The sequence below is a fragment of the Undibacterium sp. Ji50W genome (genome assembly GCF_049340445.1).
GTDB lineage: Bacteria > Pseudomonadota > Gammaproteobacteria > Burkholderiales > Burkholderiaceae_D > Undibacterium.
The window spans coordinates 59,672-84,796 of record NZ_JBMPOX010000003.1 but is presented as its reverse complement, the minus strand read 5'-3'; the positions used below and the strand labels follow the sequence as shown (position 1 = coordinate 84,796).

The 25,125-nt window shown below is 52.0% G+C and carries 15 protein-coding genes; 11 read left to right on the top strand and 4 right to left on the bottom strand.

The window, feature by feature from the left end:
- Positions 1 to 26 precede the first annotated feature (26 nt).
- From ACO0K9_RS07340 to ACO0K9_RS07330, 3 genes are all read left to right on the top strand, one after another.
- The gene (locus tag ACO0K9_RS07340) at positions 27 to 2,450 is read left to right on the top strand and encodes a pectinesterase family protein (protein WP_422983327.1); all 2,424 of its coding nucleotides are present in this window, start codon (positions 27 to 29) and stop codon (positions 2,448 to 2,450) included.
- A gap of 99 nt (positions 2,451 to 2,549) precedes the next feature.
- On the top strand, positions 2,550 to 5,393 hold the full coding sequence (locus ACO0K9_RS07335; protein ID WP_422983325.1) for a TonB-dependent receptor plug domain-containing protein: 2,844 nt from the start codon (positions 2,550 to 2,552) through the stop codon (positions 5,391 to 5,393).
- A gap of 73 nt (positions 5,394 to 5,466) precedes the next feature.
- Positions 5,467 to 7,140 carry a glycoside hydrolase 43 family protein gene (locus ACO0K9_RS07330; RefSeq protein WP_422983323.1) on the top strand — a complete coding sequence of 558 codons (1,674 nt, stop codon included), beginning with the start codon at positions 5,467 to 5,469 and terminating at the stop codon, positions 7,138 to 7,140.
- Between the two features lie 135 nt (positions 7,141 to 7,275).
- Here ACO0K9_RS07330 and ACO0K9_RS07325 read toward each other — a convergent pair whose 3' ends face one another.
- From ACO0K9_RS07325 to ACO0K9_RS07310, 4 genes are all read right to left on the bottom strand, one after another.
- A complete protein-coding gene (locus tag ACO0K9_RS07325) occupies positions 7,276 to 7,602 on the bottom strand; it encodes a hypothetical protein (protein WP_422983321.1) in 327 nt (108 codons plus the stop codon).
- A 104-nt stretch (positions 7,603 to 7,706) separates the two neighbouring features.
- Positions 7,707 to 8,021, bottom strand: a complete 315-nt coding sequence (locus tag ACO0K9_RS07320; protein ID WP_422983319.1) for a hypothetical protein — start codon at positions 8,019 to 8,021, stop codon at positions 7,707 to 7,709.
- Between the two features lie 291 nt (positions 8,022 to 8,312).
- Positions 8,313 to 9,701, bottom strand: coding sequence for a PQQ-dependent sugar dehydrogenase (locus ACO0K9_RS07315; RefSeq protein WP_422983317.1), 1,389 nt, complete (start codon positions 9,699 to 9,701; stop codon positions 8,313 to 8,315).
- Between the two features lie 36 nt (positions 9,702 to 9,737).
- The gene (locus tag ACO0K9_RS07310) at positions 9,738 to 11,408 is read right to left on the bottom strand and encodes a GH39 family glycosyl hydrolase (protein ID WP_422983315.1); all 1,671 of its coding nucleotides are present in this window, start codon (positions 11,406 to 11,408) and stop codon (positions 9,738 to 9,740) included.
- A gap of 357 nt (positions 11,409 to 11,765) precedes the next feature.
- On the opposite strand from ACO0K9_RS07310, the gene ACO0K9_RS07305 reads away from it, so the two are divergent.
- The 8 genes from ACO0K9_RS07305 to mlaE all read left to right on the top strand — a co-directional run bounded on the left by ACO0K9_RS07305 (position 11,766) and on the right by mlaE (position 24,987).
- Positions 11,766 to 12,470 (top strand): GntR family transcriptional regulator, encoded by a 705-nt coding sequence (locus ACO0K9_RS07305; RefSeq protein ID WP_422983313.1) that lies wholly within the window; start codon positions 11,766 to 11,768, stop codon positions 12,468 to 12,470.
- 117 nt (positions 12,471 to 12,587) lie between these two features.
- Positions 12,588 to 14,639 (top strand): TonB-dependent receptor family protein, encoded by a 2,052-nt coding sequence (locus tag ACO0K9_RS07300; RefSeq protein WP_422983311.1) that lies wholly within the window; start codon positions 12,588 to 12,590, stop codon positions 14,637 to 14,639.
- 462 nt (positions 14,640 to 15,101) lie between these two features.
- Positions 15,102 to 15,446 carry a hypothetical protein gene (locus ACO0K9_RS07295; RefSeq protein ID WP_422983309.1) on the top strand — a complete coding sequence of 115 codons (345 nt, stop codon included), beginning with the start codon at positions 15,102 to 15,104 and terminating at the stop codon, positions 15,444 to 15,446.
- Between the two features lie 160 nt (positions 15,447 to 15,606).
- On the top strand, positions 15,607 to 16,305 hold the full coding sequence (locus ACO0K9_RS07290) for a transposase (protein WP_422983307.1): 699 nt from the start codon (positions 15,607 to 15,609) through the stop codon (positions 16,303 to 16,305).
- 386 nt (positions 16,306 to 16,691) lie between these two features.
- The gene (locus ACO0K9_RS07285) at positions 16,692 to 21,380 is read left to right on the top strand and encodes a glutamate synthase-related protein (protein ID WP_422983305.1); all 4,689 of its coding nucleotides are present in this window, start codon (positions 16,692 to 16,694) and stop codon (positions 21,378 to 21,380) included.
- A 115-nt stretch (positions 21,381 to 21,495) separates the two neighbouring features.
- Positions 21,496 to 22,959, top strand: coding sequence for a glutamate synthase subunit beta (locus ACO0K9_RS07280; RefSeq protein ID WP_422983303.1), 1,464 nt, complete (start codon positions 21,496 to 21,498; stop codon positions 22,957 to 22,959).
- Positions 22,960 to 23,416: 457 nt separating this feature from the next.
- Positions 23,417 to 24,220: an ABC transporter ATP-binding protein gene (locus ACO0K9_RS07275; RefSeq protein ID WP_422983301.1), complete on the top strand. Its 804-nt coding sequence runs from the start codon at positions 23,417 to 23,419 to the stop codon at positions 24,218 to 24,220.
- Positions 24,217 to 24,987: a lipid asymmetry maintenance ABC transporter permease subunit MlaE gene (mlaE, locus tag ACO0K9_RS07270; protein ID WP_422983299.1), complete on the top strand. Its 771-nt coding sequence runs from the start codon at positions 24,217 to 24,219 to the stop codon at positions 24,985 to 24,987. The genes ACO0K9_RS07275 and mlaE overlap by 4 nt, the downstream gene beginning before the upstream one ends.
- Positions 24,988 to 25,125: the final 138 nt, after the last annotated feature.

Here is a 25,125-nt window from a genome sequence, read left to right as displayed (position 1 = left end):
TTCAGAAAATCTCACAACACATATCAATGAACACAAGACATTTACTGCTTGCTTTGCTGGCGGCCATATTGTCATTGCCCGCATGCGCCGGTACCTGCCCTGGCAATGCAAGCTGGTGCGACGATTTTGAAAATGGTGCAGGGCGCTGGTTAAGCAAGGGCACTGGCGCATCTGAGGTGGCCGCTTCTGACGTGACCGCATCTAACCTGATAATACGCAGCCAGGAGGGATCGAACAATCATGTGCTGGTACTGAACGGCCAGGGCGGCCCCTTGCTGGTATCCGACCCGGCAGCACAGGTAAACGGTGCTTACTTCGTAGAGGCACGCATGCGTCCAGTTGCAAGCGCCACTACGGCAGGTGGGCAGGGCTACCTGATCGCCCGCTATCAGGATGATAACAATTGGCTGGGTGCCAGTGTCAGTGTCAATCGTGACAAGCAAAGGCTCGCCGTTGACCTGGTCAAAATGCAGAATGGCAAGCTGCTACGCTTGAAACAGTCTGGAAAAGATGCGGGCCCCAATGGCAGTTTTTACACGATCCGGCTGGAAGTTGCCGGTGACGCGCTGGTGCTGTACCTGAATGGCGAAATGCTGGTCAGCGCCACGGACTCTTCGCAGTTTGAAGGCCGGATAGGCTTGCTGGCCAAAGGCCAGAGTGTCGAGTTTGATGATGTGCGTATAGGTACAGGTGCCGGTACAGGTGCAGCTGCCAGCAAGCCAGTGCGCCTTGCCTTGGCACGTATGATGGATCGCGTTAGCTTGCAGCTAGGTGAGGTGCCTCAGCCTTACCCAGTGCTTGCGTTCTCAGGCAAGGACAAGCTCACACTGCCTCTGAGTGCAGTCTCCAGTGATGCCAGTATTGTGGGCGTTGTTGTGGAAGACGGGAAGCTGGTATTCACAGCAAAACACCCTGGCCTGGCGACCATCGTTGTCAGCAGCCAGGCGGATGCCAACGTGGCCACCTATATCGCGGTGCGGGTTGATCCGGCTTTCACAACATCATCGCAGCAGTATGTGCTGCAAGGCAAAGTCAAACCAGCAGCGCATGCTGAAGACGTGCCAGTGGATACCCCTTTGCAGATGGAATTTGATCAGGTACCTACCTTGGGGCAAAGTGGATCGGTGCGAATTTATCGTACAGCAGACAATGCCCTGGTCGATGTCATTCGCGTCGGTGACGACATCGATGAGATTGGTTACGAAGGGCAGGAATTCAAACGTGTGGTGCGCTTCAGGCCTATCAGGATAGATGGCAAGACGGTGACTATCCAGGCGCACAATGCGCGCCTGGCCTATGGCACTGCGTATTACATCGCCATTGACGCCGGGGTTTTCGTCAACGCCAGCCTGGCGGGGCAAGCATTTACCGGCCTGGGGCAATCTGCCGCTTGGGGTTTCAGCACGCGCAAGCAGGCACCGTCTGGCACCAGTCTGACCGTTGACGCTGATGGCACGGCTGATTTCCGCACGGTACAGGGGGCCTTGAATCATGCAATGCACTATTTGTCGCGGTCAGAACCGGTATCCATACACATTGCCAATGGCCGCTATGACCAGTTACTTTACTTGCGTGGAAAAGACAATATCACCCTGCGCGGTGAAAGCCGCGACGGTGTCATTTTGCAAGCCTACAACGACGATGGCAATAATCCGGGAACAGGTGTCAGCCAGGGGCCAATGACGCCATCCATCACCGGTGGCCGGTCAGTGTTCCTGATTGAAGATGCTGACCTGCTGACGCTGGATACGCTCACCCTCATCAACACCGCAGTGCGTGCCAAAAGTGTCGGCGCGCAGGCAGAAACACTGGTGTTCAGCAGTGATCGTGGCCGCCTGGTGGTGCAGCATGCCAGTTTTTTCAGCGAGCAAGACACCATACAGGTGAAGGGTTACTCGTGGTTTTACCGCTCGCTGATTGCCGGCAATGTGGATTTTATCTGGGGTGCCAACAGGGCTGCCTTGTTTGAAGAAAGTGAAATCCGCTCGGTCGGTGACAGTGCCAATCCCGGCAAGGGTGGCGGTTATGTGGTGCAGGCCCGCACGGTTGCTGCCAATGAAGCCGGCTTTGTTTTTCTGAACAGCCGCCTGACGCATGGCAATGGCCCCGGGCAGAACGATGTCTTGCCCGGCACGGCGTATCTTGCCCGTCAGGGGCCACCAAGTACCTGGGACAGCGTCAGTTTCATCCACTGCATGATGGACAAACATATCGCACCCGTGGGCTGGCTGATGCCACGCCCGGAATCCGCCCAGGCGCAGCCCGGTGCTGGCTGGGGTGAGTACGGCAGCATGGATATCCACGGCAAGCCACTGGATGTATCGCAGCGCTTGCCGGGGCACACATTAACTGAACAACAGGTGGCGGCACGCTTCGCCAGCCGCCGCCTGGTTTTCGCAAGTTTCGATAACGGCAAAGGCTGGAACCCATCGCCATCGGATAGCAAGTAAGGCTGTAAATAAGGTCGTAAATAAGATCGTAAATAAGGCTGTAAATAAGGTTGCAAAACAGTAATACACATAAAAAATGATAAAACAAGGAGATAGACAATGAACAAAATCAGGCGCGCCACAGCCCCACAGTTAGTACTCAGCACGGTCACCCTGGCCGTGCTGAGCTTGATGAGCCAGGCCCAGGCTCAACAGGTGCAGCAAGCCCCGGCGACCCCCACCCCACAGCCGGTAGCCAAGATAGAAATAACCGGTTCGTCGATAAAACGGCTAGCCACAGAAAACGCCTTGCCGCTCACCACCTACAAGGCAGAAGAACTGGAAGCACAGGGTTTAACGACCATGTCCGAAGTGGCCACATCCTTCGTCATGGGTGCCACCAATGAACCCGTTGGCGGTGGTGGTGGCGGCACCATGATTAATATGCGTGGCCTGAACACCAACCGCACCCTGGTCTTGCTGAACGGGCGGCGCTTGCCGAATGAAGCCATTGGTGACAGTTCGATTAACGTCGACGTCGTACCTATGAGTGCGATTGAGCGCGTTGAAGTCTTGCGTGATGGCGCATCGTCAATTTATGGTACCGACGCGATTGCCGGGGTCGTCAATTTCATCACCCGGCGTACGATGAACGAAATCAAATTGACTGCCAGTGTTGTCGCACCAGAGCGTGCGGGCGGTGGTGATCAACGTCGCTTTTCCATCGCCGGTGGCAAGGGGGATTTGAATAAGGATGGTTGGAACGTGTATGCAGTATTTGATACACAGATGCGCTCGTCCCTGCTGCAAAAGGACAGGCCTAACATCACAGATCCAGATGCCATCGCCCGCTTGGGTGGAAGTGTATTCAGCACCAATACCGCTGGGTCTTCCTCTGCCCCTGCCAACTTTACGGTGTACACCAATGGCAAGGCGACCAGCACTACCGGAAACCCGTATTGGGCTACCGGTTGCTCCAGCACATATGGCGCGCAATATAGTCTTCCTTCGATCAAGACTTCTGGTTCTGGCATCAAGACCTGTATTCTTGACCCGACTCTTTACCCACAATTGTTGCCAGAGAACAGGCAGACTACCTTATTTACCAAAGGGTCTTTGCGCCACGGTGACAACAAATTGCTGACGGTTGAAGTGCTTGCCAGTGAATCCTATATTGATGCACTCAACCCGCCGCAGGTGTTTGGTGCACAGACGGATTACGATAAGTTCAACCCCGGTGTACGCAAGCCGCTGTTTATTACCAAGAGCAGTAAATGGTATCCGGGTGGCAGTGGCGGTGTGCCGGCGGTCGCCGGGGTAACCGGGCAGGATTTGGCATTGACCTGGAGCATGGATGAACTCGGCCCTGCCGCTACAGATGACCGTCAAAACACCAATCGTTTCGTCATCGCTGATGAAGGCGAATTCATGGGGTGGGATTATCGTATAGGCTTCAATGCCGCGATGAGCAAACGGCGCGTAGGCTGGAAGAGTGGCTTTGTCACCACCCCGAAACTGTATGACGGTGTGGCAAATGGCATCCTCAATCCATTCGGTGCGCAGGACGCCACTGGTCAGGCCTATCTCAACAGTATCAAGGTGGATGACACTACCTATCGCACCGCCAGCGTGAAGTACTTCGGCCCTGATGTTAACCTGTCACGCGCATTGACAGAGCTGGCCGGCGGTTCACTGTCGGTGGCAGTGGGTGGCGACCTACACCGGGAAACCTATACAGATTCCACGAGTCTTCTAACCAATGATGTAGTCTACAAGGTATCTGGTACGCCCGGCGCCAATCCAAGTGGTGCCCGTACTATTGCGGGTCTGTATGTGGAACTGGATGCACCGCTGACCAAACAGCTTGACCTGACCTTTGCTGCCCGTGCTGATCGTTTCAGTGATTTTGGCTCTACCGTGAACCCCAAGGCGAGCATACGTTGGGAACCGCACAAGTCTGTCATGCTGCGTGGTACCGCCAGCACCGGCTTCCGCGCACCGACCTTGCCTGAACTGTATGGCACACCGCGCACCAAGACGGCATCTACCAATCGCTGGGATGACCCTTTGCTTTGCCCAAGCGCCACCCCGTCACAGCCAAATACCGGAACGCTGACTACCGACCCTAAATATGCCAGTTTGAATCTTGACCCGGCACGCGTATGTAATACCCAGCAGACCATACTGACGGGTGCAAATCCTGATCTGCAGCCAGAAAAATCACGCACACTGACGGCTGGTATCGTGCTTGAACCTGTGCAGAACATGATGCTGTCTTTTGACATCTGGGATATCCGCATGAAGGGAACCATCGCCCAGATTACGGAAGAAACGATTTTTTCTGACGTGAACAAATATGCCAGTCTGTTTGTGCGCAACCCTGATGGCACGCTGAACTACATCGTGGTGACGCGTCTGAACATGGGTGGAGTACACACCCGTGGTGTGGATGTCAATTTGCGCTATCTTTTCCCAACTGCCAGATGGGGTAAGTTCGGGGTAAGCATGGATGGCACTTACGTCAACAAGTATGAAGGGCAAAACGATGTCGGCGGTGCCTGGGTGGATAGTGTAGGCCGGCCAGGCGCCTTGGCGACTGGTTCTACCTCGGCCAATACCTATATCTACCGCTGGCGTCATAATTTGCGTCTGTCCTGGGGTATGGGGAAATTCGCAACGCAGTTGTCTCAATCGTATACCGCCAGCTATGAGGACACCAATGCACTGCCGACGCAAAAAATCGGGCAGCCGTATTACAACGTGATCGATTCCTACATCATCTATAACCTGAGCGCCAACTATAGATTTTCGGATAAATTCAGGTTGAACTTTGGCATCAACAATCTGTTGAATGTTGACCCGCCTCTGTCGAATCAGCGATTGAGTTCACGTGTGGTGTTTGCGCAAAATGTCGCCAAACCTATAGGTCGTGCTTATACTGTCAAGGCAGAATACGCATTCTGATTTTTGCTTTGAGCATTTTCCGCACTTAACAAGTCGAAGAGTTGCCTGCGCAGCTCTTCGCGCGAATATTAAAATGATCGTTACCAGCATGCCCACTTACACGTTTTCCACTATGCACCGCATCACGTCAACCATCCTTCTCGGGCTCAGCATGGCTGCCTGTCAGCACACCCCGACTACGCAAGGCGAGGCGACCAAAGAACCGTGGGTGGCTGACCTGGGTGATGGGCGCTATAAAAACCCGGTGCTGCATGCCGATTATTCTGATCCGGATGCGATACGGGTTGGTGACACGTATTACATGACATCGTCGAGCTTTAACAGCTCACCGGGTTTGCCTTTGCTTCAATCCAAGGATTTGGTGAACTGGGAACTGGTGGGCCATGCACTGCCGCAATTGGTTCCTGCAGAACGTTTTGTAGTGCCACGCCATGGCGAAGGTGTCTGGGCGCCATGCCTGCGTTATCACGACAATCAATTCTGGATATTTTACCCCGACCCCGACCTGGGTATTTTTGTCATCACGGCAAAAAGTTTTTCCGGGCCATGGAGTACACCCAAGCTCTTGCTGCCGGGTAAAGGCATCATCGATCCCACACCGCTGTGGGACGACGATGGCAAGGCTTACCTTTTGCATGGCTGGGCCAAAAGCCGGGCCGGGATCAACAATCTCCTGACCTTGCGTGCCATGGCCCCGGATGCCAGCCATCTGCTGGACAGTGCTGGCCAGATTATTATCGATGGCAATAAAATACCAGACTACCGTACGCTGGAAGGCCCGAAATTTTACAAGGCTAACGGCTATTACTATGTATTTGCGCCGGCAGGTGGGGTTGAACAGGGCTGGCAGGCGGTATTCCGCTCGCGCAACATCAATGGGCCGTATGAAGTCCGTACTGTCATGGATCAGGGCAATAGTCCCATCAATGGCCCGCATCAGGGTGCCTGGCTGCGGGCGCAGGATGGCAAGGACTGGTTCCTGCATTTCCAGGACAAGGAAGCCTATGGCCGCGTCATGCATCTGCAACCCATGCGTTGGGTGGATGACTGGCCTGTCATTGGTGAGAATGGCCCGAAAGCTGGCATAGGCCAACCGGTGCTGACGTATGCAAAACCGGTAGCAGGTGCGGCAATCAAGGTGCCACCGACGTCCGATGAATTCAATGGAACCAAGCTGGGCCTTCAATGGGAATGGAATGCTAACTTTAGTGAGCAATGGTATTCATTGAGTGAACGTCCCGGCATGCTGCGTCTTTACACGCAAATTGAACCAGAAATGATCAATAGCATAAGGCGCGCACCATCGGTGTTGGCGCAAAAATTGCCGGCACCAGAATTTGTAGTCAATACCCATGTCCAGTTAAACAATGCAGCAGATGGCGACAGGGCTGGCTTGATTTTGAATGCCATGCAATATGCCTGGCTGGGCTTGCAAAAAACCGCTGGCATGACGCAACTTGTGTATGTGACTTGTACCGCGTCTGCCGACCGCTGCAAGGAAACACCTGTGGTGATCTTGCCATCCGCACCAGCTTCCATGTATCTGCGCCTGAGTATGGCCGACGGTGCAATGGCAAGTTTCGCTTACAGCACAGACAATGTGAATTTCCAACCAGTCGCTCAAAGCTTCAAGGTCGGCAAGGGGCGCTGGGTGGGCGCACAGGTGGGGCTTTTCAGTATTGGGGAAAAAGCTGCTACACCACGTTCCAACCTGGATGTCGATTACTTTCGCGTTACAGCGAAATGATGAGACTCCTTCGATAAAGGCGCATTGCAGCAGTATTATCCGCACAAGGATGCATATAAAAAACGACGCCCAATAAAAATTGGGCGTCGTTTTTTTAAGCGGCAATCTCTCGACGAGACCGCCATTCCCAGCGGATTACTTCGATGCTGCTGGTGTTGATGCAGCTGGTACTACTTTGGCATCGTCCGCTTTCATGTCTTTTTTCGCGTGCTTTTCATGCTTCGCGTGTTTCTCATGTTTCATTGTTTTTTCTGTCGCCGCTGGTTTGGCTTCAGGTGTTGCCGGTGCAGCCAGTGCTACAGCGGCAGGAGCCGATTTTGCGATGCTGGCTGCAGCCGCTGCAGATGCTGCCTTGACTGGCTTATTTGCTGCCGCACTTGCCGCTGTACTGGCTGGCGTCTGAGCAAATGCGCTACCCATGATAACGGTGGTAGCAACGAGAGCGGTGATGAGCTTGTTCATGTTTATTTCCCTGATATAAATGTTTTGTTTTGATGATTTCTTTACCGGCAGCTTTTGCTGCCGGTAATACCTGCGCTTATTGCCTATTGCTTATGGCTTATAGCTTATTTCGATGCTGCGCTAGCTGAGGCTGATGCAGCTTTGGTGTCATTTTTCTTGACTTCTTTTTTTGCATGTTTTGTCGTTTTGTCTGTCACTGGTTTGGCTTCAGTTGTTGCGGCGGCAGAGGCAGGGGTAGATGCAGCGCTGGCTTTGGCAGCGGGAGCGGCTTTCGCTACGCTGGCTGCTGTGGCTGCCGACGCGGCCTTTACTGCTTTTACTGGTGTGCTGGCAACTGTTGCAGATGCCGCTGGCGTCTGTGCAAATGCGCTACCCATAACAACAGTGGCGGCGATGAAAGCGGTGATGATTTTGTTCATGATGTTTTCCTATTCCTGTTTGGGTTTGCTTGCTTTGTTTTGCGTAGTCAGCCTACGTAAGCCAAGAACGCGGTCGACGACAAGCCCGTTGACGAAAAAAAGACAGTTTCAGCCTGTTAGTGTTGTTGATCTAATGGGAGTGCAGGCTGTCAACCAAAAGCATGGTTCGTACGTTACGCACGTATGCTTGTATAAATCCTGGAAAGCAAGGGAACAAAAAACGACACCTGCATAGAGCCAGGTGTCGTTTTTTTTATAGGCCGTTAGCCTGGCCTGCGGCAAGCCTGCTAGCTATGGCTTGATTTTTTCGCTATAACTGACACGATAGAGGCGTCCGCCAAAGTCATCCGAGATGAGCATGGACCCATCCGGCAGGAATGCGATATCGACGGGGCGGCCGATCACCTTTTCATCTTGCAAGAAGCCATCGACGAACACGGTGTCACTGACAACCTTGTTGTTATGTAAGGTGATCAGGGCGACGCGATAACCGATTTTTTGTGTGCGGTTCCATGAACCGTGTTCTGCGATAAATAGCTGATTCTTGTATTGCGTAGGGAACTGCGTGCCTTCGTTGTAGGCCAGGCCCAGTGAAGCAACATGCGGCCCCAGCTTGGCTGCGGGCTCTGCAAATTCTTCGCAGCGCCTGTTTTTGTGGAACTCCGGATCTTCCACCACACCGCCAGCGCAATAAGGAAAACCAAAGTGCATGCCGGGTTTAGGGGCGTAGTTCAATTTATCAGAAGGCATGTTGTCGCCCATTTCATCGCGACCATTGTCGGTGAACCACATTTCCCTGGTTATCGGATGCCATGCAAAACCGACGGAATTTCTGATGCCGCGTGCATAGATTTCAAAGCCTGAGCCATCGGGATTCATACGATAAATCTTGGAATGTGGGGCATCTTCCTTGTCGCAGACATTGCACGGTGCACCTATCGGTATATACAGTTTTCCATCCGGGCCTGCCTTTATTATTTTCTCACCATGCCATTTGTCTTTGGGGAAGTCATCTTTGACTACATGCAGTTGCGGCGATTTTTCATACGTCTTTTCAATGTCGTCAAAACGAATGACACGCGTCATTTCTGCTACGTACAGTGAACCATTCAGCAAGGTCAGCCCGATAGGAGAATCCAGGCCTTTGGCGACGGTGACCACTTTGGGCGGCACATTGTCCTTGCCGCTATTGATGACGGCATAAATTTTTCCGACTTTACGTGAACCGACGAAGACAATGCCGGATGCAGTCACCGCCATGCCACGAGCGTTTTCAAGTTGGTCGCTATATACGGAAATGGAAAAGCCGACTGGCAGGCGGAACTTTTTGAGTTCGGGATAAGGGTCTGCTGGTGCCTCCTTTGTGTTTGCTACCTGAGTCGCTGGTTCAGGCAGCAACAGATATTCAGCGATGGCAGCAATTTGCTTCGGGTTCAAGACATTCTTCCATGCAGGCATGCCGGTATTGGGCAAACCTTCGCTGATGAAGCGTTGCAGGCTATCTTTTTTTCCATCGACCTTGACCCATGGTCGCTTGAGCAGGCTGGGGCCTAAGCCTCCTTCGCGATGGGCACCGTGACATTGGGCGCAACTTTGTTTATACAGGTCGCCACCTTCCCCGGCAAGGACAGAGGAGGTGTTCAGTAGCAACAGGGTGGCGAATAGAGTAATGATTTTCATAGGGTGTTGTCAGTGTCGGAATGGCTGGAATGTCTTTTAATAGCCTAACCTTACCAAGGAAACAGCCTGGCGCGGTAGCTGCATGTGCAGGGTCACTTGCTGCTCACGTACCTGCAAGTACGTAGGAGCTTCGAGTTCAGCCAGTTGCCCGGCTTTTTCCAGTTCTGCAATCTGCGCAGTGCTTGGGTTTTGTGGTGAGCCCATCTTTTTCCAGACTGCATAGGAATTGCTGTGTGTTTCATCAATGCGATAGTGACGCATGGTGAGTTTGTCTGCAGGTATGCCCTTGATGGTCAGTGTCACGGGCGAGCCCGCATCGATGATGTCGGTGTCGTGGTAATTCCACACCAGAATGCTGACCCCCTTTTTATCTTTGGCGGCAAGTGCATTGATGTCGGTTCTTTCTGCACGTACACCGGTTTTGATGACGGCTGCGGTGTCGTAGGCAATATCGCCACTGACTTCAACCCGTTGACCCGACATCATGCCCAGCATGCGAAATACATTGAGTACTGGCTTATCGACGCCATTGGTGGCCAGGTCGCGAAAGCCGGCAAACCATGGCTGGTCTTCAAATTCAAACGACCAGTTGACGGCACCCAGCAGATTGACGCCACGCTGATCGGCAATCTCGTATTCACGGGCAATGGATGCAGCAGTGTAGCTGGAATACAGGGTGCCATTGCGATAGGCATTTTCTGGATTGGTCTGCATGCCGCAAGCAGCACAGCCTTCGGGGTCAGATTCACCGATGATGATGGGTATGTTCTTCAACTCGGGATAAGCAGCAATCATGGAAAAGCCGCGATCAATTTTGCTGAGATGCGCCATGATGCCCATTTGCACCACGCCATTGACCAGTCTGGGTGAACCCTTGGCATGAAAGGCGACAAAATCAAGCGGCGCGCCGGTCTTGCCTGTTGCCATATTGGTTTCGTACAGAGCGTGCTTCAGGAAATGATCAAAAAATTTGCCTAAGCTGGCAGTGTGCGGGCCACCCATGCGCGCCGTTGGCAAGGCGCGTTTGACGGCATCGGCTGCATAATCGTACATCTTGAAATATTCGCGCTCTGTGTCTGCGGCTTTTAAATAGGCACCGTCTGGTTCATTCCATAATTCCCAATACCAGCTTTCGACTTCGGCTTGACCATAGCGGTCCACGCTGTGCTTCACCCATTGATAAATCAGTGCTGCCCATTTGTCGTAGTCCTTGGGCGGGTGGGCCCATCCTGTCATGATGTCTTTGTATTTTTTACCAGGCTCCCAATTGTGGCGGTAGGGTTGCGGTACTACGGACAGTGCTTCCGGCATAAAGCCGATTTGCGCCAAAGGCTTCATTTTTCGTTCGACATAGGTATCGAAAATCTTGTCGATGATGGTCCAGTTATAGATGGGTTTGCCATCTTTGTCTTCTTTGTACATATCGGTCGACCCCCATTTCAGCGCGGCTGTGCCATCGCCGGAAGTCATCAGATTGTGAGCGCGTACATACACCGGGACCGGGCTCAGCGCGGCGATCTCGCTGAGTAATTTCTTGCCGTCTTTCATTGTCGTGTAATTGGGTTCGTCATAACCAAACCATGCCCATATCGGCTTCATGTCACCTTTTTCCCTGGCCAGGTCGACTTGCAGGGCCACGGCAGGGGCTTGACTGTGCGCTGTGACAGACGCACCCAAAAGGCAGCAACTAAGAATGATACTTTTCATGATCTTGTCGTTTTTCAGATGGTGAAGATGGTGATTGGGCGCGCAATGACATACAACTGCGCAACGGAAGGTGACTGCCAGGCCTCCGGGATTACTGTGTTGAGTACGGATTTTTATAAGGATCAGTACTCTTGTTTGCCTGGGGCAGTATTGTGGTTGAAGGGAATATTGTCAATAATATTGCTCTCACATTTTTGATTGAATCCTATGTTGGATAGTTAATCGATTGTTTTGTAAGGTAAAATTTAGAAATGCCACAGATCGCTATTTATTTTACTTAGTTAATATTATCGATAATAGATGAATGGCAGATTTTCATCGCCATCAACCATACTTCCATCCTGACGAGTTTTACCCATGCCTCAAGCACAACGCCGCACTATTGATCCATCCCTTGATAGCGTGCAGGCCATCGGCGAAGCCGAACTGGTCATGCAACTGGAGGAGGACATACTTTTTTTGCGTGTCAAACCAGGCGAGCGGCTGGTGGAAGATCTCTTGATGCAGCGCTTTGGGGCAACAAGGCATTGCGTGCGTCAGGCGCTGAATCGGCTGGAGCGCACCGGGATAGTCACGCGTGAACCCAACAAAGGCGTGCGTGTACGTTCGTTTTCGCAAGAAGAGGTGAACCAGATTTATGAGGTACGCGAGTTTTTGCAGCGCCAGGCCGTACTGATGTTCAAGCTGCCAGCACCGCCAGAATTTATTGATGAATTGAATGCGATTCATCAGACGTATTTAGTGCATGTGAAGAATGCTTACCTGCGTGGTGTGCATGAATTGAATGATCAATTTCATTCGAAAATATTTTCTCTGTGTGGCAACAGCTATCTGGAACGCTCGATTCAGGATTATATGAATTTGAGTTATGCAATCCGCACCAACTCATTGGCTGTGCCAGACAAATTGCAGATTTCTGTGGCCCAGCATGCATTGATGATAGAACTGCTGAAGGGACGTGACAACTGGACGCTGGCACAACTTTGCGTCGACCATATCTTGCCCAGCAAGTACGAGTATCTTGCGCAACGCAAGGCTAGTGACGCTGCAGATGAAGCCTGATTTGGCTACTGTTTGCGTGCCGCTTGGCCTGAATACTTGAAGCAAAGAAGAGATATGCATAAAAAGAGAGTTTTTCTGGGGCTGAGCCTGCTTGTACAGTGTAGTCTGATTGGTCTGATGCCAGCATATGCCGATACGCCGGGTGATGTCGTAGTCATCAGTGGCAGTCGTGTTGAACGCAGCAGCTTTGATCTGGCGGCTGCGATTGATGTCGTTGACGATACCCGCACGGGTGAGGCGCAGATGCGCGTCAATCTGTCTGAGGCGCTGGTATCGGTGCCTGGCCTGGTGGTATCGAACCGGCAGAATTATGCGCAAGACCTGCAAATATCTTCCCGTGGTTTTGGTGCACGCTCTGCCTTTGGTGTCCGTGGCATGCGTTTGATCAGCGACGGCATCCCAGCCACCATGCCTGACGGTCAGGGACAGGCGGCCACATTTAACCTCGATGTCGCCAGTCGCATCGAGGTTTTGCGCGGCCCGCTTGCCGCCATCTATGGAAATCATTCTGGTGGAGTGATGCAGTTGCTGACCAAAACTGGTGAGGGCCCGGCTTCGGTTGAGCTGAACCTGCTCAGTGGCAGTGATGGTGTCGGTAAGATTGATGTCAACGCCCAGGGGGAAAGTGCAGGCATTGCCTATGTGGTAGATAGTTCGCGTTTTCAGACTAGCGGATATCGACAGCACAGTGCCGCAAAACGCGAGGCTAATTTCGCCAAGATAGCGCTGGTCCCATGGGAGAAAAGCAAGCTGACACTGGTGGCAAACAGGCTGGTCCAGGCGGATACCCAGGACCCGCTGGGCGTGCAATGGCTGACATTCCTGAATAATCCACGCCAGGCAGAAATTGACAGTTCTGACACGCAGAACCCAAAGCGCTCATTTGCCGAACGTTACAACACCCGCAAAAGTATCAATCATGTGCAATTCGGGCTGACTTATGAGCAACTGATGGATAGCGGTCGCTTGCGGCTCAGCTTGTATGACGGTGACCGTCAGGTGAGCCAGTACCAGGCGTTTTCCAAGGCGTTCCAGGCAACTGCCAGCCAGTCGGGTGGCGTGGTTGATTTTGACCGGCATTTTTACGGCGCGGAAGTTAACTGGCTTACTACCACTGAATTGGCTGGCGGCGTGTTGACCACGACACTGGGACTGGATTACGCAAGATCCAGCGACAAACGCCAGGGGTTTGAAAATTTTATCCTTGCGCAGTATGGCGTGAAAGGTAATTTGCGACGTGATGAACAAGATATCGTCACCAGCCTTGACCCCTATCTGCAAACGGAATGGGTGGCTGGACCATGGCGATTCAGTGCTGGCTTGCGACGCAATCAGCTGGATATCCGGGTATATGATTATTTTCTGGCGAATGGCAATGACAGCGGCAGCCTGAGCTATGCGAAAACCACGCAATTTGCCGGACTATTGTATAAATGGAACCCCGATCTGAACCTGTATGCCAGTGCAGCGCGTGGTATGGAAAGCCCTACGCTGAATGAATTATTTTATTCAGGCAGTGGTAGTGGATTTAATTTCAATTTGCGGGCGGCACAAAATACCCAGATGGAAGCAGGTGCAAAAGTCGTCTTGCCGGGTGGTGCAAGATTGAACGCGGCCATTTTCCAGGTGCGTAGCACCGATGAACTGGTGGTTGACACAGCCGTCGGCGGGCGGACCAGCTACTGGAATGCTGCCAGGACTTTGCGCCAGGGAGTGGAAGTGGCGCTGGACTGGTCCTGGCACAATGGGGTCAGTGCCCGGTTTTCCGGCACGGCTTTGCGGGCAATCTATGACCAAGCCTATGGAGCGATTGCGGCAGGTAACCGCTTGCCAGGTGTGCCAAATACCAACTGGTATGGCGAACTTGCATGGCATGCTCAGGATGAGCGTTTTAATGTGGGATTGGAAATGCTCGGTAGCGGCAAGTTATATGTCGAAGACAGCAATAAAGAGACAGCTGCGCCGGCTTATGCCATTGCCAATTTCCGTATTGGTGCCAGACAAGATGCTGGTGCCTGGCGCTTCAAGGAATTTTTGCGTGTGAATAATTTATCGGATAAGACGTATGTCGGCTCGGTGATCGTCGCTGATACAAACCGGCGGTTTTACGAAGCAGCCCTGGGGCGTAACTGGCTGCTGGGCGCAAGCATCCAGATGACGTTTTATTAATGCAATCCTTGCAAGCACAGGCAGCGATACTGTCCCTGGTTATTGAAGGCAGGATGTGGTCAACGTAAATCCGGTCAAGCTGAATGCGTAAGCGGAATGAATAAGTTGAATAAGTAAGTTGGGTAAGTAAGTTGGGTAAGTAAGTTGGGTAAGTAAGTTGGGTAAGTAAGTTGGATGGGATGCTGTCGACGTGCTTTTTCGACATCTGCCTGGTAAGTCGAAGTGAAAAAACACCTTGTTAGTTGACTTCCTATTTGTTACGGATTGTTAAAGAAAACTGGCGAAAAGCCTGTTTTTTACGCAAAAACAGGCTTTTTTATTGTTTTTTTATAAAAAATATGAAAAAAATCCGGGCTTTTGTAACGTTCCGTGTCAACTGAACTGCGGGTCGAATCGTTTTGGACTAAAGAATCTTTGCTGACTACTTCCATTAAGCAAAGTTTCACTTACAGGAGTCAGAAAATGATTTACGAAATACTGGTTCGCCCCTCGGACAATAGCAAGAAGATGACGTCAGATCATTTGATCTGGATAGAAAGCGACATGACTACCCGTTCTTTCGAGAACTGGCTGCGCGAAAGATCCTTGCTGGACGGTAGCGGCCATGCGCCTGTAGCGCGCTGGAGTATCGTACAGACGCAGCGTGCTGCGCATTTTAAACTGGTTACGCAAGCCAAGGCCCTGAAAAGCCGTATTTCCGAATTGATGACCGGTGTACCGGAAGTTGTCGCCGTACCAGATGCGAAACGTGCACTGAAAGTGTTCCGTCTGAAGAGTCCAGCAACACCACAGTTGATCGCAGCCTGATTTTAGTACGGTCTGACCTCAGTCAGATCGCCAGCTGAAGTCTGGCGTGCTTGTCAAAATATATTGCCCTGTGCTGCGTCAGGGCAATATATTTTGACAAGCACGCCTTGGGCAAGCACAATCCAGTCTCTTTTTCGGATTGCACCTTGCTTGCCCTGCCATGGCCAGATTAGCCCGACTCGTTATCCCGCATCAGCAACATCATGTCATCCAGCGTGGAAACGCTGGTGCCATGGTTTTTATTGATGCGGAAGATTACACAGCCTTTCTCGATTGGCTGAAGCAGGCGGCTAACCTGTTTGATGTCGCCATCCACGCCTATGCCTTATTACCCGATCACCTGCATTTGCTGCTGACACCAGGTGATGAAACCGGTCTGGGCAAGATGATGCAATGGCTGGGGCGGCACTATGTCCCCTATTTCAATCGCAAATACCAGCGCAGTGGCACCTTGTGGCAAGGGCGCTATCGGGCCACGGTGATCGAATCTGCCGCTTACTTCATACCCTGCAGTATTTACATTGAAAGCAACCCCCAGCGGGCTGGGCTGGTGGCGGATTTGCTAGATTACACCTGGTCCAGTTACCGTCATCACATAGGTCTGCATATTGATCCGCTGATCACCGATCACAGCACCTATTGGGCTTTAGGCAATACGCCGTTTCAACGCGAAGCTGCGTATCGCGAAGGGATGGAGCAGGGCTTGTCCAGCCAGCAGATTATGGAAATTACCCAGGCAACTTCCAAAGCCTGGATGCTGGGTTCATCCCGTTTCAAGATAGAGATGAGCAAACTGACAGAAAGACGGGTAGAGCCCATCAAGCGTGGCCGCCCCCGCAAAGCTGTCGTTAATTCCTGAACACCATCATCCCGCAAGACGCAAACCATTCAGTTTACATTCCAAAGAATGTCGAAACAGCTATAAATTTCCCTGTATTTACTATGTCCCCAATTAAATAAATTTGAAAATTTGATTGATTTAATTTGACACTGACCCTAAATAAACTTGTTGAATAATCTTTTGCACCGCAGTATTCTCTCCCTTAGTCCTTTTCAGGATTTACGCAAAACTGTTTACTACCCTGTCTTCATGCCTGCAAGTCACTGTCGGCGACATTGCCGGCGAGTTTCCAACAGACACCCAATCCTGATCTACCAGGGTATGGCTGTGATGGCCCCGGGTTTGAACAAGCGATAGCAGTTTTGCGTAAGTGCTGAATTTATATTTGTTTTCCGGAGATCGCTATGCATGCTCAAGGTTTATACGACCCATCCAATGAACACGATGCCTGTGGCGTCGGTTTTGTTGCCCATATCAAAGGTAAAAAGACCCATGCCATCGTTGATCAGGGTTTGCTGATATTGAAAAACCTGGACCACAGGGGCGCCGTAGGTGCGGATGCCCTGATGGGTGACGGTGCCGGTATCCTGATCCAGATTCCTGACCAGTATTATCGTGAAGAGATGGCCAAGCAGGGCATCAGCCTGCCGCCGCCAGGTGAATATGGCGTCGGCATGATCTTCTTGCCTAAGGAACATGCATCCCGTCTGGCCTGTGAGCAGGAAATCGAACGCGCCGTGCGCGCCGAAGGCCAGGTCGTACTGGGCTGGCGTGATGTGCCGGTGGACCGCGACATGCCGATGTCGCCGACCGTACGCGAAAAAGAACCCGTCATACGTCAGATTTTCATCGGTCGTGGCCCGGACATCATGGTGACCGATGCGCTGGAACGCAAGCTGTACATCATTCGCAAATCTGCGGTACATGCGATTGAAGCGCTGAAGCTGATCCACGGTAAAGAATACTTTGTTCCGTCGATGTCGGCCCGCACCATAGTGTATAAAGGCTTGCTGCTGGCGGATCAGGTTGGTGTCTACTATAAAGACTTGCAGGATGAGCGCTGTATTTCTGCGCTGGCGCTGGTGCATCAGCGTTTCTCTACCAATACTTTCCCTGAATGGCCGCTGGCTCATCCTTACCGCATGATTGCGCATAATGGTGAAATCAATACAGTAAAAGGCAACTTCAACTGGATGCGCGCCCGCGAAGGGGTGATGAAATCCGCCGTGCTCGGTGATGATTTGCAAAAACTGTATCCGCTGATTTTTGAAGGCCAGTCCGACACAGCCAGTTTCGACAATGCGCTGGAACTGCTGGTCATGGCTGGTTACCCTATCGCCCAGGCAATGATGATGATGATCCCGGAAGCCTGGGAAAATCACACCATGATGGATGAAAACCGTCGCGCCTTCTACGAATACCATGCGGCCATGATGGAACCATGGGATGGCCCGGCTGCGATGGCATTTACCGATGGCCGCCAGATCGGTGGCACGCTGGATAGGAATGGCCTGCGTCCGGCACGTTACATCATCACCGATGATGATTTGGTAGTCATGGCATCCGAATCCGGTGTCTTGCCAATTCCTGAATCCAAGATCATCAAGAAATGGCGCCTGCAACCTGGCAAGATGTTCCTGATCGACCTGGAAGCAGGCCGCATCATCGACGACAAGGAAATCAAGGATACCTATGCCAATGCCAAGCCTTACAAGCAGTGGATACAATCGGTACGCATCAAGCTCAATGACCTGAAACCCGGAGCAGACAAGGCTGACTACAGCGCCAGCCTGCTGGACCGCCAGCAGGCATTCGGCTACACCCAGGAAGACCTGAAGTTCCTGATGGCACCGATGGCTATTGGTGGCGAAGAAGCAATCGGCTCCATGGGCAATGATTCTTCACTGGCCGTCATGTCGAACAAGCTGAAGCCCCTGTACAACTACTTCAAGCAATTGTTTGCCCAGGTGACCAACCCGCCTATCGATCCTATCCGTGAAGCGATGGTGATGTCGCTGGTATCCTTCATCGGCCCCAAGCCGAACCTGCTGGACACCAATAACATCAATCCACCTATGCGCCTGGAAGTGTCGCAGCCTATCCTGGATTTTGCCGATATTGCCAAGTTGCGTAACATCAGCGCGAATACCGGTGGCAAGTTCCAGTCGTATGAACTGGACATCTGCTATCCGGTGGCATGGGGCAAGGACGGCATTGAAGCACGTCTGGCTTCCATCTGTGCTGAAGTCGTGGATGCGGTCAAGTCTGGCCATAACATCATGATCATCACTGATCGCAAGATGGATGCCAACTATGTGGCGATTCCAGCATTGCTGGCAACATCGACCGTGCATCAACACCTGGTCAGCAAGGGCTTGCGTACCACCACTGGCCTGGTAGTGGAAACAGGTTCTGCCCGTGAAACCCATCACTTCGCCTTGCTGGCAGGATATGGCGCAGAGGCAGTTCATCCTTACCTGGCGATGCAGACACTGGCAGACATGGCGAAAGACCTGTCCGGCGATTTGTCGGCAGAAAAAGCCATCTACAACTACACCAAGGCAATTGGCAAAGGCTTGATGAAAGTCATGTCCAAGATGGGTATTTCCACCTATATGTCTTACTGTGGCGCGCAGATTTTTGAAGCCATCGGTTTGAACAAATCACTGGTGGACAAATATTTCAAGGGTACGGCCTCGAATGTGGAAGGTATAGGCGTGTTTGAAGTGGCAGAAGAAGCTCTGCGTTTGCACAAACTGGCTTTCAGCAGCGACCCGGTATTGGAAAATGCCCTCGACGCCGGTGGCGAATATGCGTACCGTGTGCGTGGTGAAGACCATATGTGGACACCGGATGCGATTGCCAAACTCCAGCATTCCACCCGTTCCAACAACTACAATTCGTACAAGGAATACGCCCAGATCATCAATGATCAAAGCAAGCGTCACATGACTTTGCGTGGCCTGTTTGAATTCAAGATCGATCCGGCCAAGGCCATCCCGCTGGACCAGGTAGAACCAGCCAAGGAAATCGTCAAACGCTTTGCGACTGGCGCGATGTCCCTGGGTTCCATCAGTACGGAAGCACATGCCACACTGGCAGTGGCGATGAACCGCATAGGCGGTAAATCGAATACCGGTGAAGGTGGTGAAGACCCGGCGCGTTATCAGCAAGAACTGAAAGGTATCCCGATCAAGCAGGGCCAGACCCTGGCTTCGGTGGTTGGCAAAGACCAGATCGAAGTCGATATTCCCTTGCTGGACGGTGATTCGCTGCGTTCAAAAATCAAGCAGGTAGCTTCCGGCCGCTTTGGCGTGACGGCAGAATACCTGAGTTCGGCCGACCAGATACAGATCAAGATGGCGCAAGGTGCCAAGCCGGGCGAAGGCGGTCAGTTGCCAGGCCACAAAGTGTCTGAGTACATTGCCAAACTGCGTTTCTCGGTACCTGGCGTGGGCTTGATTTCACCGCCGCCACACCATGATATTTATTCGATCGAAGATCTGGCGCAGTTGATCCATGATTTGAAAAACGTCAATCCTAAAGCGTCGATCTCGGTCAAGCTGGTATCTGAAGTGGGGGTCGGCACGATTGCTGCCGGTGTATCCAAGGCCAAGGCTGATCACGTGGTGATCGCTGGTCATGACGGCGGTACAGGTGCATCGCCTTTGTCGTCCATCAAGCATGCCGGTACACCATGGGAACTGGGCTTGTCTGAAACCCAGCAAACACTGGTCTTGAATGGCTTGCGTGGCCGTGTCCGGGTACAGGCTGATGGTCAGATGAAAACCGGCCGTGACGTCGCGATTGCCGCCATGCTGGGTGCCGACGAAATCGGTTTTGCGACTGCACCGCTGGTGGTTGAAGGCTGCATCATGATGCGCAAATGCCATCTGAATACTTGCCCGGTCGGTGTCGCTACACAAGACCCTGTATTGCGCGCCAAGTTTTCTGGCAAACCTGAGTATGTCGTGAATTACTTCTTCTTCGTTGCTGAAGAGCTGCGTCAGATCATGGCGCAACTGGGTATCCGCACGTATGACGATTTGATCGGACGTGTTGATTTGCTCGACAAATCCAAGGCTGTCGGTCACTGGAAAGCCAAGGGGCTGGACTTCAGCCGCATTTTCCATCAGCCAGAAGTGGCTGAAGGGGCTGCAATACGGCATATTGATGTGCAGGATCACGGTCTGGAAAAAGCGCTGGATAACAAGTTGATTTCCCAGGCAAAAATTGCCCTGGAAAGCGGTGAAAAAGTATCCTTTATCTCTCCTATCAAAAACCTTAACCGTACTGTCGGCACCATGCTGTCCGGTGAAGTGGCGAAAAAATATGGCCATGCCGGTTTGCCGGATGACACCATCCATATCCAGTTGCAGGGTACGGCGGGGCAGTCTGCTGGTGCCTTCCTGGCGCATGGCGTGACGCTTGATCTGGTGGGTGAGGGCAATGACTACGTCGGTAAAGGTTTGTCAGGTGGTCGCATCATCATCCGCCCGAATACTGAATTCCGTGGCTGGGCTGTCGATAACATCATCTGCGGCAATACCGTGCTGTACGGGGCGATTTCTGGTGAAGCCTTCATCAACGGCGTTGCCGGTGAACGTTTTGCAGTACGTAATTCCGGTGCGCTGGCAGTGGTTGAAGGAACCGGTGACCATGGTTGCGAATACATGACTGGCGGTACCGTCATCGTGCTGGGTGACACCGGCCGTAACTTCGCTGCCGGTATGTCGGGCGGTATCGCTTACGTGTATGACCCGGAAGGCGAGTTCGAAGCCAAATGCAATATGTCCATGGTGACACTGGAGCCAGTGCTGGCTGGCGATGTACAGGTGGCCACGCTGGATAAATCGATCTGGCATAGCCGCCTCAGCGGCGGTGAAAGAGAGACGGACGAAGCTATCTTGCGTAATCTGATCGAGCGTCATTTCAAACACACAGGCAGCACCCGTTCCCGCAACCTGCTGGACGACTGGGCGCGCAGCCGTGCCAAGTTCGTCAAGGTATTCCCTACCGAATACAAGCGTGCGCTGGGTGAAATGTATGCGGCCAAGCAAGCCGCAGCCAAAAAGGAAAAAGTCGCCGCCTAGGCTGGATGGTCGCGCCGCAGCCTGGCTGCGGTGGCGTCTCCATGTGTTGTTCAGACTATTTAGCTTATTCAGATTAAGACAGGGCAGATGCCCGCAACGATATTGAGGTTAGAAAATGGGTAAAGTTACCGGCTTCATGGAATACAAGCGCTTGCAGGAAGCAAGCGAGGCACCACAGTCACGTAAAAAGCATTACAAAGAATTTTTGGTGCATCTTGATGATGGCCAGGCCAAGGTGCAGGCAGCGCGCTGCATGGATTGCGGCATTCCTTTCTGTAACAACGGCTGTCCAGTGAATAACATCATTCCCGACTGGAATGATCTGGTCTTCAACGGCAATTACAAACTGGCGCTGGACACGCTGCATTCCACCAATAACTTCCCGGAATTTACTGGTCGTATTTGCCCTGCACCTTGCGAATCCGCCTGTACCCTGGGTATCAATAGTGATGCAGTAGGTATCAAGTCGATCGAACATTTCATCATTGACAAAGGCTGGGAAAACGACTGGGTCGTGCCGCAAGTGCCGTCCATCAAGACCGGCAAGAAAATCGCCGTGGTTGGCTCTGGTCCTGCAGGCATGGCGGCGGCGCAGCAATTGGCACGTGTCGGTCATGATGTGACCGTATTTGAAAAGAATGATCGCGTCGGTGGCTTGTTGCGTTATGGCATTCCTGATTTCAAGATGGAAAAATCGCATATCGACCGCCGTGTCGACCAGATGAAAGCAGAGGGCGTCACTTTCCGCACCAGTGTGTTTGTCGGCAAGGATTTCCCGGCCACCGTCACCAACTGGGCCAAGGAAACCGTCTCACCTGAACAACTGCAAAAAGAATTTGATGCGGTCATCATTGCCGGTGGAGCAGAAACCCCGCGTGATTTGCCAGTGCCTGGCCGTGAACTGAAAGGCGTGCACTTTGCCATGGACTTTTTGCCCTTGCAAAACAAGGTCAATGCGGGTGACAAGGTCAAAGACCAGATCATGGCCAGTGGCAAGCATGTCGTGGTGATCGGTGGTGGTGATACCGGTTCGGACTGCGTTGGAACCTCGAACCGCCATGGTGCCAAATCGGTTGCCCAGTTTGAACTGATGCCACAACCGCCAGAACAGGAAAACAAACCCATGGTCTGGCCTTACTGGCCTACCAAATTGCGTACCTCTTCTTCCCATGAAGAAGGGTGCGAGCGTGACTGGGCGGTTGCCACCAAACGTCTGGAAGGCAAGGGCGGCAAGGTTGATAAGTTGATCGCCTGCCGCGTTGAATGGAAAGATGGCAAGATGCAGGAAGTGCCGGATTCCGAATTTGAAATGAAGGCTGACCTGGTCTTGCTGGCCATGGGCTTTGTTTCACCAGTCCAGCAGGTGCTGGATGCTTTCGGTGTCGATAAGGACGCGCGTGGCAATGCCAAGGCAACGACAGATGGTGCTGGCTGCTACAAAACCAATGTCGACAAAGTGTATGCGGCAGGTGATATGCGTCGTGGCCAGTCGCTGGTTGTATGGGCGATCCGTGAAGGCCGTCAGTGTGCACGCGAAGTGGATGTCTTCCTGATGGGTGATTCGGTACTGCCACGTTAATCTGCATCGGCTTGCCGGGCAGCTGATGTGCATATGGCTGGCATGACAAGACATAAGACAGGGAGCAGGCACGCAAGGCTTGCTCCCGCTTCATTTGTGCAGCTATTAGAGTTACTGATTTGTGTTGTTATTGGCACTTATAGTGCCCGGCATTGATCATGAACAAGCAGTTTTTGTGTATGCTTGGCGCATAAACCAGACTGTCAAAATAGCGAAGAACTTAATGAAAGAGTAAGTATTTGTAAATAACTGACTTCTTGTTCATTAAAAAATTTATTTTTTCACCCCTCATTTTCGAATAAAATTTTGAGATGGGTGACTTTGCTGTGTTTTGCGTGGATTTATTCAGTTATTCCGAATTTATCCTGAATCATTGTATTTTTGTCATAGTTGTCTGTACAACTCTCTTTGCTGTTCTGCATTACAATCTAGCTTTTACAAAACTATCTCCTCTGCTGTGCCAAATCTTGTAGAAATTCGTGATATCCATTTTGGGTATGGAGACCGGGCGATTTTGTCTGGACTGCATATGGATTTTCCACGCGGTAAACTGATTGCCGTGATGGGTGGTTCTGGATCAGGTAAGACAACCATACTGCGTTTGATCGGTGGGCAGATTCGCGCCCAGCAAGGTAGTGTCAGCGTCAATGGACAGGAAATCAGCGGGCTTGATAATGATGGCTTGTATGCCATGCGCCGCAAAATGGGCATGCTGTTCCAGCATGGTGCCTTGTTCACTGATCTGAGCGTGTTTGATAACGTGGCTTTTCCCTTGCGTGAGCATACGGATCTGAGCGAGTCCATGATACGCGACCTGGTGCTGTTGAAATTGCAGGCCGTCGGTTTGCGTAATGCGGCAAGTCTGATGCCATCTGAAGTGTCGGGTGGTATGGCCAGGCGTGTAGCTCTGGCGCGCGCGGTGGCGCTGGACCCGCAACTGATCATGTACGATGAACCATTTGCCGGTCTGGATCCGATTTCCATGGGGGTTGCTGCCAATTTGATACGGAACTTGAACGACGCTTTGGGGTCTACATCCATTCTGGTTTCGCATGACGTGCATGAAACCTTTGCGATTGCGGATTATGTCTATTTCTTGTCCAAGGGCAAAATCGTCGCACAGGGTACGCCGGAAGAAATGCAGGTTTCGGATGATCCTTATGTCAGGCAGTTTGTGCATGCCGAGGCAGATGGTCCGGTTCCTTTTCATTACCCCGGCGCTTCCCTGCAGGATGATCTTGGACTGGAGAAGCGTGCATGATAATTGAAAAAATAGGCGGTGCTGTCAGATCGACTGTGGCTGATCTTGGCTATTCTGCACGCAGCTTTTTTTCTATCCTGAGTAATTGCCTGGGTTTGTGGCGCCGGCCACGCCTGGTGACAGACCAGATACATTTCATCGGCAATTATTCCATGCTGATCATTGCCGTATCCGGATTATTCATCGGTTTTGTGCTGGCTTACCAGGGGTATTATGTCCTGAACCGTTATGGTTCAGAAGAAGCCCTGGGTTTACTGGTGGCCTTGTCACTCACGCGCGAACTGGGCCCGGTGGTGACAGCATTGCTGTTTGCCGGACGTGCCGGTACGTCATTGACGGCAGAAATAGGCTTGATGAAGGCTGGTGAACAATTGGCCGCTATGGAAATGATGGCAGTCAACCCCATACAAAGGGTGCTGGCACCACGTTTTCTGGCTGGCATTATTGCGATGCCGGTGTTGACATCGGTATTCAATGCGATGGGTATTATTGGTGGTTACATCGTCGGCGTGAAGCTGATCGGCGTTGATAATGGCGCGTTCTGGTCGCAGATGCAGGCTGGCGTAGAAATCTGGCAAGACATCGGCAATGGCGTCATCAAAAGTATCGTGTTCGGTTTCGCAGTCAGTTTTGTCGCCTTGTTTCAAGGTTATGAAGCACAGCCTACCCCTGAGGGCGTGGCACGTGCTACTACCAGGACGGTGGTTGTTTCTTCCTTGCTGGTGTTGTGTCTGGATTTCATACTGACTGCGTGGATGTTTCAATGATCGTGCATGACATGACGAAGAAACATGTAGCTTGTATATAGTAGATAGTAGACACGAGCAACTAAGAGCAACTGTAAGCAACTAAGGTATATCTGAATTTTAAACATCGCCCGCCTGTAATGATGCACGGTTTCATTC

Bases quoted from the DNA above. Each gene is read 5' to 3' on its own strand.
- ACO0K9_RS07340 (WP_422983327.1), top strand. From the start codon at position 27: ATGAACACAAGACATTTACTGCTTGCTTTGCTGGCGGCCATATTGTCA.
- ACO0K9_RS07335 (WP_422983325.1), top strand. From the start codon at position 2,550: ATGAACAAAATCAGGCGCGCCACAGCCCCACAGTTAGTACTCAGCACG.
- ACO0K9_RS07330 (WP_422983323.1), top strand. From the start codon at position 5,467: ATGATCGTTACCAGCATGCCCACTTACACGTTTTCCACTATGCACCGC.
- ACO0K9_RS07325 (WP_422983321.1), bottom strand. From the start codon at position 7,602: ATGAACAAGCTCATCACCGCTCTCGTTGCTACCACCGTTATCATGGGT.
- ACO0K9_RS07320 (WP_422983319.1), bottom strand. From the start codon at position 8,021: ATGAACAAAATCATCACCGCTTTCATCGCCGCCACTGTTGTTATGGGT.
- ACO0K9_RS07315 (WP_422983317.1), bottom strand. From the start codon at position 9,701: ATGAAAATCATTACTCTATTCGCCACCCTGTTGCTACTGAACACCTCC.
- ACO0K9_RS07310 (WP_422983315.1), bottom strand. From the start codon at position 11,408: ATGAAAAGTATCATTCTTAGTTGCTGCCTTTTGGGTGCGTCTGTCACA.
- ACO0K9_RS07305 (WP_422983313.1), top strand. From the start codon at position 11,766: ATGCCTCAAGCACAACGCCGCACTATTGATCCATCCCTTGATAGCGTG.
- ACO0K9_RS07300 (WP_422983311.1), top strand. From the start codon at position 12,588: ATGCCAGCATATGCCGATACGCCGGGTGATGTCGTAGTCATCAGTGGC.
- ACO0K9_RS07295 (WP_422983309.1), top strand. From the start codon at position 15,102: ATGATTTACGAAATACTGGTTCGCCCCTCGGACAATAGCAAGAAGATG.
- ACO0K9_RS07290 (WP_422983307.1), top strand. From the start codon at position 15,607: ATGGCCAGATTAGCCCGACTCGTTATCCCGCATCAGCAACATCATGTC.
- ACO0K9_RS07285 (WP_422983305.1), top strand. From the start codon at position 16,692: ATGCATGCTCAAGGTTTATACGACCCATCCAATGAACACGATGCCTGT.
- ACO0K9_RS07280 (WP_422983303.1), top strand. From the start codon at position 21,496: ATGGGTAAAGTTACCGGCTTCATGGAATACAAGCGCTTGCAGGAAGCA.
- mlaE (WP_422983299.1), top strand. From the start codon at position 24,217: ATGATAATTGAAAAAATAGGCGGTGCTGTCAGATCGACTGTGGCTGAT.